General features: G+C 56.6%; 11 protein-coding genes. 5 read left to right on the top strand and 6 right to left on the bottom strand.

Annotation, left to right across the window (positions count from 1 at the left end; all coding sequences use genetic code 11):
- The first annotated feature begins 39 nt into the window (after nt 1-39).
- From ACW9KT_RS18400 to ACW9KT_RS18380, 5 genes are all read left to right on the top strand, one after another.
- A complete protein-coding gene (locus tag ACW9KT_RS18400; protein ID WP_457083096.1) occupies nt 40-636 on the top strand; it encodes a hypothetical protein in 597 nt (198 codons plus the stop codon).
- 43 nt (nt 637-679) lie between these two features.
- The gene (locus tag ACW9KT_RS18395) at nt 680-1273 is read left to right on the top strand and encodes a hypothetical protein (protein WP_457083094.1); all 594 of its coding nucleotides are present in this window, start codon (nt 680-682) and stop codon (nt 1271-1273) included.
- Nucleotides 1257-1553 carry a winged helix-turn-helix domain-containing protein gene (locus ACW9KT_RS18390; RefSeq protein ID WP_457083092.1) on the top strand — a complete coding sequence of 99 codons (297 nt, stop codon included), beginning with the start codon at nt 1257-1259 and terminating at the stop codon, nt 1551-1553. The genes ACW9KT_RS18395 and ACW9KT_RS18390 overlap by 17 nt, the downstream gene beginning before the upstream one ends.
- 103 nt (nt 1554-1656) lie before the next feature.
- Nucleotides 1657-2394, top strand: coding sequence for a hypothetical protein (locus ACW9KT_RS18385; protein ID WP_457083090.1), 738 nt, complete (start codon nt 1657-1659; stop codon nt 2392-2394).
- 136 nt (nt 2395-2530) lie between these two features.
- Complete coding sequence (locus ACW9KT_RS18380; protein WP_457083088.1) at nt 2531-4714, top strand: TonB-dependent receptor; 2184 nt, start codon at nt 2531-2533, stop codon at nt 4712-4714.
- Between the two features lie 198 nt (nt 4715-4912).
- Here the strand turns inward: ACW9KT_RS18380 and ACW9KT_RS18375 are convergent, their stop codons facing one another.
- From ACW9KT_RS18375 to ACW9KT_RS18350, 6 genes are all read right to left on the bottom strand, one after another.
- Nucleotides 4913-5521 carry a superoxide dismutase gene (locus ACW9KT_RS18375; RefSeq protein WP_457083086.1) on the bottom strand — a complete coding sequence of 203 codons (609 nt, stop codon included), beginning with the start codon at nt 5519-5521 and terminating at the stop codon, nt 4913-4915.
- A gap of 128 nt (nt 5522-5649) precedes the next feature.
- Entirely contained in the window at nt 5650-6096 is a 447-nt protein-coding gene (locus ACW9KT_RS18370) for a nucleoside deaminase (RefSeq protein ID WP_457083084.1), read from the bottom strand.
- A 150-nt stretch (nt 6097-6246) separates the two neighbouring features.
- A complete protein-coding gene (locus tag ACW9KT_RS18365; RefSeq protein WP_457083082.1) occupies nt 6247-6813 on the bottom strand; it encodes a hypothetical protein in 567 nt (188 codons plus the stop codon).
- Nucleotides 6814-7062: 249 nt separating this feature from the next.
- Entirely contained in the window at nt 7063-7521 is a 459-nt protein-coding gene (locus ACW9KT_RS18360; protein WP_457083080.1) for a hypothetical protein, read from the bottom strand.
- An 83-nt stretch (nt 7522-7604) separates the two neighbouring features.
- Nucleotides 7605-11225 carry a M1 family aminopeptidase gene (locus ACW9KT_RS18355; protein ID WP_457083078.1) on the bottom strand — a complete coding sequence of 1207 codons (3621 nt, stop codon included), beginning with the start codon at nt 11223-11225 and terminating at the stop codon, nt 7605-7607.
- Between the two features lie 43 nt (nt 11226-11268).
- Nucleotides 11269-12165 carry an ABC transporter ATP-binding protein gene (locus ACW9KT_RS18350; protein ID WP_457083076.1) on the bottom strand — a complete coding sequence of 299 codons (897 nt, stop codon included), beginning with the start codon at nt 12163-12165 and terminating at the stop codon, nt 11269-11271.
- Nucleotides 12166-12277 lie beyond the last annotated feature (112 nt).

Below are 12277 nucleotides of genomic sequence, written 5' to 3'. Positions count from 1 at the left end.
TACGTTTGTTATGTCCAATCACCACTAGCCACGCCAACCATGAAAACGCTCGCCAGCTTCGCCGCCCCTGCTACCGTTAACAGCTTCGTTAGTTCCACTACCAGCCAAGTGGTAGAGCCCGCCGATTTGCGCTCTTACGCGTTCACCTATATGCTCCGTGGTTCGGTAGTGCTGGTGGCAGCCCTGAGTGAGGTAGGCCTGACGATTGGCGGGTTTGCGGCACCCTGGATGCCCTGGATGGTGCTGATGCCGATGATGGCCATTGTGCTGAGCGTGCGGGGTCGGCGGGAGCGGAAGCTGCGGCCCGCCAGCACTGCGCCGGCCGCTAAGGCCATGCGCTTGCTGCAAAGGAGCTTTATCGTTATCCTCTTTGTCGCCATTGCCTGCGCCATTCAGTTCGGCTGGGTCACTGCTCATCCCATTCTGCTGTTCTTTAATGGACTGGCGGCGCTGGTGGCTGGTCGGGTGCTGAGCTTCCGGCCATTGGTGCTGGGGGGCATTTCATCGGTGATTTTGGGCGTGGCCACCATCTTTGTTCCTGAGCATATGCAACTGCTGCTTATTGCTACGGCGATGCTGATGAGCTACGTGATACCAGGCTACATGCTGCACACGCATAGCCGCGCGGCTGCTTAAGGCGCGGCTTGCTCTTTTCCTCTGCTTCTCAACTTTACTTTATATGGAACCCCTCGAAAAACCCATGTCGCCCGCCGATAGCCTGCGCCTGATTCAGGAGATGATTCACACGGCCAAGCAGGACCTCAGCGACAACTCCTTCGACTTACTGCTCTGGGGGTGGCTGGTGTTTGTGGCGGCCCTGAGTCACTTTGGCCTGCTGCAAACCGGCTACGATAAGCCCTGGCTGGCCTGGCCGGTGCTGATGAGCCTGGGCACGGTGGCCGCCTTCGTGAATGGTTTTCGGCGGGGCCGCCGCGAGCGGGTGCGCACCGTTCAGCACGACTTTATGATTTACCTCTGGGCAGGTTTTGGGGTGCTGATGCTCATGCTCATCGGTGTAGGATCAGTCTCAGGCTGGAAGATTGCGTATCCTCTTATCATTGCCCTATACGGTCTGGGCACGTTTGCCACGGGCGGGGTGCTCCGATACCGGCCGCTTTTGTGGGGTGGGGCCACCTGCTGGGTGCTGGCGACAGTCGCATTTCGCGTGTCGTTCGAGACGCAGCTGCTGCTCGTGGCCACTGCCGTGCTAGTGGCCTACATCGTGCCAGGACATATGCTTAAAAACCAATACCGCCGTGGCCGCACCCTTTGAAGACCTTGATCCGCTCTTGCACTCCCAGCTTCGATTAGCGGTCATGTCCATCTTGTTGAGCGTGCGGGAGGCGGAGTTTAACTTCTTGAAGGAGAAGACCGGCGCAACGGCGGGCAACCTGAGCACCCAGATCAGTAAGCTCAAAGACGCCGGCTACCTCACAATGACGAAGGAGTTTAGCGGCAGCTACCCACTCACGCGCTGCGCCATCACGCCCCAGGGCGTCACGGCCTTCGAGAACTACGTGCAGAGCCTGCAACGCTACCTCAAGCCCGAGTAAGTCCCGTTTCCTTTTCGCTGTTTTTGCCCTCGCTAGCCACTTTTTCGGGCTAGCCAGGCCGTGCCTTGTCTTTTTTTGTCCATCCACACTTTTCTCTACAACTATGAAAAAGTACCTGCTTCTGCTCGCGTTTGTGTTGCTATTGGTACCTGGCCAGCTAGTGGCGCAGGCTGGGGGGCAAAACCGGTCGGCCTCTGTGCTGACCAACATTCAAGAGAAGATAACCTGGCGTACGCCCGCCGATTCGCTCCGCAATGTGGCGACGGCCTTGGATGAGTTACGAGCCAAAAGCCCCAATGCCTATCTGAACTACTGGGGGGCTTTTGCCCAATATCACCTGTATTTCCGGGCTGGCCAGGACAAGAAAACGGCCGAGAAAGCTCTGCAAACCGGTATCGCCCTGTTAGAAGAAATCCCAACCAAAACGGCCGAGCATTACGCCTTGCTCTCCCTGCTGCAAGGCCTAAACCTGGAGTTTGCCAGCTTCCTCACCATTCCTTTCAAGGCCAATACGGTGAAGGAAAATGCCGAAAAAGCTCTTGCCCTGGCCCCCAATAATCTGCGCGCCCACTACGCCCGTGGCATCAACGACTTTTACACGCCCTCCCAGTACGGCGGCGGCAAAGTAGCGGCCGAGCACTTCAAGAAAGCCATTGCCCTGCCCGAAAAAACCGACCCTAATCCCTACGCTCCCAACTGGGGTAAAGCCGACGCTTACAGCTATCTGGCCCAGACCTACAAGAAAGCCGGCCAAACCGAGCTAGCCAAACAATACGCCACGGAGGGCCTGGCCAAGTATCCTAACCACGGGGTGCTGAAAAGTCTGGTTGCCAAGCTGTAGCGCGAACTGAAAGTTCGCGTGTCGTTAAACGTCAACGCTGGGAGGCATTTATAACAACATCAGCAACGATACGCGAACTGAAAGTTCGCGCTACAACCAAACGACGTCTTAAGCTTCATGCTTAAACTCCCTTCCCATGTCCCGTCTTTCCCATTTCCAAGCCCGCCTTGTGGTGCTGGCTCTGGCCTTGCTGTGCGCCTTCAATAGCCCAGCGGCGGCGCAAAACCGTCTTGTGTTGCGCGGTACCGTAGCCGACCGCAATACTGGCGAGAAACTGCTAGGCGCCACGGTGCGGCTGAGCAGCCTGCCCACGACCGCCACCGCTACCAACCTCGACGGCCGCTTCGAGTTGCCTACCACCTTAGCCAAAGGCGATACATTGATAGTGACGTACATCGGCTACGCGCCGTATCGGCAGTCTTTGGCGGCTGGGGAGCAAAATCAGGCGGAGATACTGGTGCGGCTGCGGCCCCAGGCGAGTCAGCAGCTGGGGCAGGTGGAGGTGACGGCCAAGCGACCCATTGCCGAGGACTTTATTGTGCGGGAGCTAGATTATCTAAAAATAGTAACCAACCCGGCCGCTGCGGCCGATCCGTTGCTAGCCGTGCGCACCTTGCCCGCCGCCTCTAACACCGACGAGTCAGCTAGTATTAGTCTGCGGGGCTCCGACCCGGCCCAGACAGGCATTTTCCTGAATAATGTGCCAATTTACGACGCCGTAAAATTTGCCCAGCTCAGCGGCATCGGTACGTTCAGCATTTTTAATGTGGATCTGGTGAAGTCGGTGCTGGTGTTTCCCTCCAATCCGCCCCTGGAGTACGGCAACGCTGGCGCCGGCCTCATCAGCCTCACCACCGACGATAAGCCGCGACCGCGCTTTTTACAAGGATCTTTAGGCCTAGCTAACTCGGGGGTGATGGCGGGCATGCCAGTGGGAGAGAAGGGCATGCTGAAAGTGTACGGCAACTACCAAACCGGCGAGCTGATCAAAGCCGTGAACCCAGAGTCGTTTCGAAAGCTCTCGAAGTTCGGCAATCGGGATCTTGGGGGGCATTTTTCGACTAGTCTAGGCAGCTACGGCACGCTCAAGCTGTTTGCCTACGGCATCAGCGAGCAGTACGCCTATCGATTTCACAACGCTTCGCTGAATGACACCTACCGCTACCGCAAAAACCGTGGTTTTGGCATAGCCAGCTACGAAAAAGCCTGGACCGGCGCCGACCTCAGCCTCAGCCTAGGCGCCAGCCGCAGCCGCGCCACCGACGGCGTGGGCAACTACCGCGCTGCCCGCCGCAACGCCGACTACTACGGTGGCCTCAACTTCCGTCGCTACTGGTCCGATGCCCTGTCTACCCGCGTGGGCCTGAGCTACGACGAGCGCGCCATCCGCGTTGGGGGGCAATTTCCGGCCTTGCCCTACGCTATGAGTGAAACGGCCCCGGCCTACGCGGCCACCATTCGACAGCAGCGCACTTTGTGGGAAGCTTATCAGTACACCAAGTGGAAGCACCAGCGCTGGGTGGTAGGCGTGGGTCTACGTACCAACGTGCCGCATAGCCAGCAATCCGCATACCTAAGCGGGCAACTCAACTTACGCTACGATATCAGTCCGCGCCAGTTTCTGAACCTATCGGGCGGTCAGTACACGTCCTTTTCCTCGCCCGATGCCGCCTATTATCCCTTTCTGCGCTACCGCACCCGCCAGGTGGCTCTCGATTACGCCTATACTTCCGAAGAGCTGAATCTATCAGCGGCCGTGTATGCCAAGGACGAAAACTCGGTGCTCGACAGTCGCGTGCTGGGCGTGGAAGTGTACGCCCAGCGCACGTTTTTCAAGAAGCTGAGCGCTGATCTTTCCCTGGCTAGCATCCGGTCGCGCCTCCAAATAAATAGCCCAGAAGCCGCGGCCCTGGCTGTTAATCAGCGGCGGTACAACCTACCGTTTATTGTAAAAAGCAATTTGAAATATGGCTTCAAAGGCGGCCAAATCGGCAGCTTTACCCAGTACCGCTCCGGCGCTCCCTACACCCCCATCCTCGGTGCCCAGCTCGACCCAGAATCTGGATTTTTTGTCCCCCAGTACGCCCCCGAGCTTGGCACTAGCCGTCTGCCCAACTATTTCCGCACCGACCTGACAGCCAGCAAATTCATCCGCAGCCGCGAAAATCAAAATACGCTGGTGCTCTACGTGGTGCTGAGCAACGTGCTGAACACCCGCAACGTGAGCAGCTACAGCTACTCCACCGATTACAGCCAGGCCAACCCGGAATACTTTCAGCGCCGCTTCCTCTACTTCGGTGCCGTCCTGACCTTGCAGTAGCGCGTTAATTCTTTGTTTATTCTGTCATCCTGACGAAGGAAGGACCTTATCAAGCCTGAACAAGTCGTTGTTATGCTAGTCGTTCTTATGTGATAAGGTCCTTCCTTCGTCAGGATGACATACTGAAAGTATACAGCGTTATACAAAAAAGCCCCCCACAGTTATGCGGGGGGCTTTTTTGTAGGAGAAAGCAAAAGCTTAAGCGGCGGCCTGGAGGCGCTTGTTTACCTCGTCCCAATTAATGAGGTTGTAGAAAGCGGCGATGTAGTCAGGGCGCTTGTTCTGGTACTTCAGGTAGTAGGAGTGCTCCCACACGTCGAGGCCGAGTACGGGCGTGCCTTTGCAGCCAGCGTCGGGCATGAGGGGATTGTCCTGGTTAGGCGTCGAGCAGATTTGTAGGGAGCCGTCTTGCTGCTTGCACAGCCAAGCCCAGCCTGAACCGAAGCGCGTGGTAGCGGCTTTGGTGAATTCCTCCTTGAATTTATCGTAGCTGCCAAACGACTGCGTGATGGCCTCACCAATAGCGCCCGTAGGCTGCCCGCCGCCATTCGGCGTCAGGATTTGCCAGAACAAGGAGTGGTTCCAGTGCCCACCGCCATTGTTGCGCACGGCGGCCGGAGCGGCGGCAATATTTTGCAAAATGTCTTCGATGGACTGACTTTCCATCTCGGTGCCCTGGATAGCATTGTTCAGGTTAGTGACGTAAGCCTGATGGTGCTTGGTGTAGTGAATTTCCATCGTTTGCGCATCAAAATGCGGCTCGAGGGCGTCGTAGGCGTAAGGCAGTTGGGGCAGTTCGAAGGCCATGAGAAAGAAAGGTTTGGAGGTGAAATGAAACGCGTAAGGCTGCCCGGCATTCGAGCAGCTACTGGTATTCTTTAACTGACAAAGCCGCCGAAGGGTTAGAAATTGCCCCCAGCCGCCCTCAAAAGTAGTTATTTCCGCTTGCGGGCAAAAAACTCCTGCATCAGCTCGGCGCATTCCATCGCCATGATGCCCGTAACCAGCTCTGTGCGTCGGTGCAGCAGGTTGCCGTGCCGCCGAAATCCGTGTTTCTCCTCGGAAGCGCCGTACACCACGCGCCGCATCTGGGCCCAGGCGCTGGCACCCGCGCACATTACGCAGGGCTCTACGGTGACGTATAAGGTGCAATCAGTCAGGTATTTATTACCCAGGAAATTAGCCGCTGCCGTCAAAGCCAGCATTTCGGCGTGGGCGGTTACGTCGTTGAGCTTCTCGGTTTGGTTGTAAGCGCGGGCAATAATCTGCCGCTCCAGCACCACTACTGCGCCAATGGGAATCTCGTCTTCGGCCAAAGCATAGCGCGCCTGCTTCAGGGCCTCGCGCATGTAGCTTTCGTCGCTGTAAAGTGAAAGAGTCATAGGCTAATTGATAGGTGGTAGTCTAAACTAAAACGGGGTCATGCAGAGCAGAGCGAAGCATCTCGCGTGTTTAGTGAGAGTAGTAATTCAACGAAGCGAGCGAGATGCTTCGCTCTGCTCTGCATGACCTCGTTTTGATTGTTCTTGCTATTACTTCAACGCAATACTTTTCATCATGGCTTGCGCCGTCGGCTGCCACTGCGCCTGCTCTTCGGCGGGGCAGTTGAAGGTGAAAATCATGAGTTGGTCGCCCTCAATGGCGTACTGCACGAACTGGTAGCGGCGAATGGGCGCCAAATTGCCCCCCCGCCGCGTATCCGCCACCGATGACACAAACTCTAGCGCCACAAAGTCGCGTTTGTTGATGGTGCGAATATCCTCTGTAAGGAAATCGACTTTGGTATAGGCGTTCTGAATGCTGGCTTTATAGACCTTGAGCAGAATGCCGTAGTCCTTGCTAGTAAAGGTGCTGGGCTTCTGGGCCACGCTGAAATCGACGCGGCCGCTGGGATTGGTAAACACGGCTAAGGGCTTACGCGGGGCAGGATACTTGGCGGCAATACCATCATCGGGTAGGGCGGCGAAGCCTTCGGGCACGCCCACGGTAAGGTTTTTTGTGATCTGCGTTTTCTTCAGCTTAGGCGCTACAAACGCAACCATCAGCAGGAAAAGCAAGGTCCAGGGGGCAAATCGAAGCAGGCGCAATGAGGATTTCATAAAGGGAAAATCAAACTGGGGAGTTGCAAAGGAACGCTGTAGAGACGCAATATTTTGCGTCTGGTCGTTGAACGACTCGCTACGGCGCCATTCAGGACTAATAATCTCAGCAACGACGAGACATAAAATATTGTGCCTCTACAACGAAAGGCCGCCGACTGTATTCCGTTTCAGCCACGAGGTTACAAATAAAAAACCTCCGCAGCCGAAACGACTACGGAGGTAAAAGAGCTAACTAAATAGGCGGATTTAGCGTCGCTTCTTTTTTTTGCTGGCCACCGGCTTGGCGGGGTATTTAATGCTCACTTTTTTCCAGTACACGTAGTTGCCGGTTTTGGCTTCTACGAGGTAAGTACCCGCCGGAATCCGGCCCAAATCCACGGGCTGGCCGGTGTTATTGCGCGGGTCGAGGGCGGTGGTATAAACAGGCGTTTTCTTGTAGTTCGTCATCACCAGCGTGCCGGGTTGGGTAAACTGCTGGGTGAAGCTCAAGAAGATGGTATTCGTATTGGGGTCGGGATATACGTCGATGCCGGAGAGGGTTTCAACGCGCTTGATGGGGCCGTCGAGGATGACGGGCTCAGCGCTGGTCTTGGACTTGACGCTGGTGCCGTTGACCTCCGTTTTGGTCTTGACTTTGGTGGACGTTTGGGCCTGAGCGGCCGCTGCCGTGAGAAGGGCTGCGGCGAGAAGAGCAGTATATTTCATAGGAAGAATAGACAAAAGGCCGGAAAACAAGGTTCTCTTCCGGCCCTTTGCACAATCCGGGCCAAACCCGAAAAGCCCTCCAGCTAGCTGCGTGGTAAGTTTTTGATGTTATCGTCCGGGTCGCGGTCAATTAATTCATTAAATGGGTCAATACCAGCCTTTACTGGTTTTTCGGCCACGATAATCTCCAGCTTATTATTTCCGGCCTTGAGCCGCGTTTTGCGTCGGTACAGGGGCTCATCGCGCCACTTGCCGTTCACTTTGCGCTCGGTAAGCACGGCAATATCGACCCAGTCGTTCATGGGCGCGGGACGCTCATTGCCCAGGCTGTCGGCGTAAAACTTCTTGCTGTTTAGGTTCAGTGTAACCTGGAATTTGCCATTGGGTAGCTTCTTGTAAGACGCCGAATCGACTCGGTTTTCATACAGAGTAATGCGCTCAAACATATCTGTAATCAGGTACTGCAAAGAGTCGGGCGTGACCTGGCGCAGGTGGCGCAGCAAATCGGGCGCGGTGGTGTAAGGCGGCTGCTGAAACTTCACCTCCCGGATATAGGCTGCCAAGGCCTTATTCACCTTGTCTTCACCGATGTAGTCCTGCAGGGCATACATGGCCACCGAACCCTTACGGTAGTGGATATACTGCTGATTCTCTACCTTATACAACGGCTGTTCCTTGGTCTGCTCAATGGCCCGCCCGCTGAGGTAGCGGTCCATTTCATACTTCAAAAACTTACGCATGCGCGCCTCCCCGTAGAGTTGCTTCATCACCATCAGGGCTGCGTACTGCGACAGCGTCTCCGACATCATCGTGGAACCCTGCACGTTGGCCCCAATTACCTGGTGGGCCCACCACTGGTGCGCCACCTCGTGGGCGGTCACGTAGTAGGGGTAATCCACGTCCTCGGGGTTAGCCGAGTCGATTTTGGCGATGAAGCCAATGTTTTCGGAGTACGGAATGGTGTTGGGGAAGCTTTGGGCAAACGTCTGGTAGCCCGGAAACTCAATGATGCGCACCTGCCGGTGCTGGTAGGGCCCAAAGTTCTTGGTGTAGTAGGTGAGGGCGTCCTGCACACCGCGCACCATACGGTCGAGGTTGTACTCGTGGCCGGGCTGGTAATAAATGGCAATGTCCACGTCGTTCCACTTGGCTTTGCGCACGGCGTAGCGGGCCGATTGGAAGGAGTAGAAGTTGAGAATGGGCGCGTCCATTTCGTAGCGGAAGTAGCGGCGGCCTTGGTCTTGCCATTCTTTTTTCAAGTAGCCCGGCGCAATGGCCAGCTGGTCGGGCTCAGTGCTAACGGTAGCCACGAAGCGCACCCAATCCGAGTCGTGACTGATGTAGGTATTGCGACGCGCGGCCGTGTCGGAAAGCGAAGCCATGCGCGGCCTGGGGGGCAAATGGTAATCCTTGCGCGTGTCCTCATCGCGAATTTCGGCGTTGGGATTATAGCCAATGCTGGGCATGAGCTGGCTGTTGATAAACGTGCCGTTATACACCACGCTGGTGCGAGCCGTACGGTTCTCGAAGCCCGGCGCGGCGTAGTATAAGTCAAAGCGCAGGGGCAGGGAGTCGCCGGGAGCCAGGGGCTGTGGCAGGCGCTGGATGTAGAAGCCCAGCAGCGAATCGGCGAGCACGGTGCGGGCGGGCGCCCCACCCGTCGCACCAAGCGCCAACAGACGAATCTTCGCCTCAGAGGATAGATTTAGCTGCACCGAATCAATGGGAAAAGCCGTTTTGTTGCGCAGCCAGTACTGACCCCGCAGGCGCACTTCCTGCTTGCTCGGAAACAAGTCGGCCTGTACCTCCACGGCCGTAATGCGCGGCTGCGGGCGTTTGCCCAGGCGGCTATATTTCTTCTCAAACTCAACGGTCAGCTTCTCCTGGGCTTTGGAGCCCTGGTAACGGTTGAGCACGTTGGTGTTATAGTAAATAAAGCCTCCCACGAGCAGGAACGTGAGCAAGCCCGCGCCCAACGCTACCCGAGCCAAGCCCGTAGCGCGCTGCGCCGCCAATTGCCGCCGCACGGTGCCACTGGTTTCGGTGCCGCGCACCCAGAGCAAATTGGCCCCCACAGCCAATACCAGCGCCAGCGCCGCCCAGTAAAGCTTAAACCACACGTAAGGCCCAATGAAGTGACCAAACTTGTTTAGAGCTGAGTACTGTATGCCGGGGTCGGAGCCGTAGATCAGCAGATTATGCTCCAGGCCGATCTGGCTCGTGAAAACCGTGAACATGTAGTACAGCAGCATCACAAAGTGGCCCAGATACTTATGATTCACGAGCACGTGCACGGCCAGGGCCAGCACTACCAGCAGCCAGTAATCCAAAATTTGCAGCCCAAACAACCAACGGATATACAGGCCCAGCTCGAACTGAAAATAGCCGGAGAATATCTGCGTCAGGAGGCCACAGACCAACACAACTACCTGCAGTACAATGGGTATCAGCAGCAAAGCGGACAACTTAGAGGCCAGTGGCACCCAGTTGGGCAGGGGTAGAGCATCATAAATCTGATTCAGGTGGGCATCCCGCTCCCGCCACACCAGCTCGCCGGCATAAAAGGTGATAATAGCCAGTGTAAACAGGCTGAAAGAGCCCGACAGGATAACAATAACCTGAGAGGTAACAGGATACGTATTCGTGTCGAAGATCTTACCTACCTGCAAGGCCGCGGCCAGCAAAAAAGCCAAGCCCGCTACCACAATGGCAATGAAATAGGGGCTGCGGACGATATCCAGAAACTCCAGCTTGGTAAGGCGCGCCCACTGGCGCAAGTACTGACCGGTGCCAAACTCCTGGTGCACGCGCGGCAGCACAACGTTGGCGGTAGTAGGCAGCACGTCGAGGCCAGGGCGCTCGGCGCGGCGCCGCACGGGGCCTTCAGCGGCACTCTGAGCGAAGCGGAAGCGCCAGAAACAGAAGCCCAGAAGCGCCAGGCCCACGCCCAGCCATATTGCCCGGTTGGTGAGCAGTAACCCGGTCAGCGGCACAATTTGGGTGTTCTTCTCGGCGGGCGTCCAATACTTGGTAAGCTGGCGCGTGGCCCCGGTGCCCATCGGGTCGAGCAGGCCGGCCAGGGTTTGATTGTCGAGGTCGGTGAGCTGACTTTGGGCTACGAAATACAGCACCAAGAACACGATGCTGCCCACGTAGGTGGCCAGCGCCTTGCGCGTGAGCGTGCCCAGGGCAAAGAAAATGCCCCCCATAAGCAGCACGTTGGGCAATACCAGCGTGAGGTAGGGGTTTAGGTAGTACAGCAGTTTCTGGGGGCCAATGCGTTCAGCCGGCATACCCGGTATCAACGTCCCAATAAACAAACCGAGACCAATGCCGCTGAGCACCAGCATCGTAATAACGAACGTGCCGGCAAAACGCCCTCCCAGGTACCCTACCCGCGAAATAGGCGTAGTGTACAGCAGCGGATGCATGCGCGTGTCAAAGTCACGCATTACGGCTGGCCCAAACATGGCCGAAATCAGCAGCACGCCCGGTATCAGGGTCAGGACATTGGTGTAGCCATTCAGGGAAAACGGCGAGTTCATAAGCACCTTGCTGCCCACGCTCACGGCTACGCCCTTGAAAAAGCCCCCCGCCGTGAGCATCAGCAGTAAAGCCAGCAGCAGCAGGATGCCAAAGTATATATAAGTAGCCGGCCGCCGCAGTCGGTACCACAGCTCAAACCGAAATATTTGGAGAAACATGAGGGAGATGTTTTGATTGTGAAGAGAGGTGTGGGGCGAACTGCTAAGCCACTACCGCCGCGGCGCTCCGCTCAGCCTCCGCAATGCGGGCGAAATACACATCTTCCAAGGAAGGCACCACCGGCTCATAATCCGGCCCCGGCGACCCGTCGCTGACCACGTGCACAATGGTTTGGCCCGCGTAGAGGCGGGAAGAAATAACCTGCTGCTCCTTTTGCAGGGCCGGTAGCTGGTCTTTAGCGATAGCGCGGCGCCACACCTGGCCTTGCAGCTCATTCATCACCACCAGCGGGTCGCCGGTGAGTAGCAATTGGCCTTTGTTGATGATGGCCATGTTGCGGCACAAGTCACTTACATCGCTCACAATATGAGTGCTGAGAATAACGATGATGTTTTCTCCAATCTCGCTCAGCAGGTTGTGGAAGCGGTTGCGCTCGGCCGGGTCGAGGCCGGCCGTGGGCTCGTCCACGATAATGAGGCGCGGGTTGCCGAGCAGCGCTTGGGCAATACCAAACCGCTGTTTCATACCTCCCGAATAGCCCCCCAGGTTCTTGCGGCGCACATCGTAGAGGTTGGTTTTGTGCAGCAGGGCCGCTACTGTTGCTTTGCGCTCCTTGCTGTCGGAGAGGCCTTTGAGCACGGCAAAATGATCCAATAGATCTTCGGCGGCTACTTTAGGATACACCCCAAACTCCTGGGGCAAATAGCCCAGAATACGGCGCACAGCGTCTTTTTCGCGCAACACGTCCAATTCGTCCAGGCGAATACTGCCGCTGTCGGCTTCTTGCAAGGTGGCGATGGTGCGCATCAGGCTCGACTTGCCCGCGCCGTTGGGGCCGAGCAGGCCAAACATACCGGTCGGGATGGTCAGGTTCACGTCGCGCAGGGCCTGCACACCGTTGGAATAGGTTTTCGACAGGTTTTCGATAACAAGGGCCATGCGTGCGGTAAGAAGTTAAAAGCGGGAGGAAAAGATAGAATTGAGGGGAAGGCAGAAAGAATCAATTGAAAGATAGAGAATTCGCTATAAGAGTTGCCCTTGCAACTAATAA

This window comes from Hymenobacter sp. HD11105 (assembly GCF_054051685.1).
This window is presented reverse-complemented; position numbering and strand designations above follow the sequence as displayed.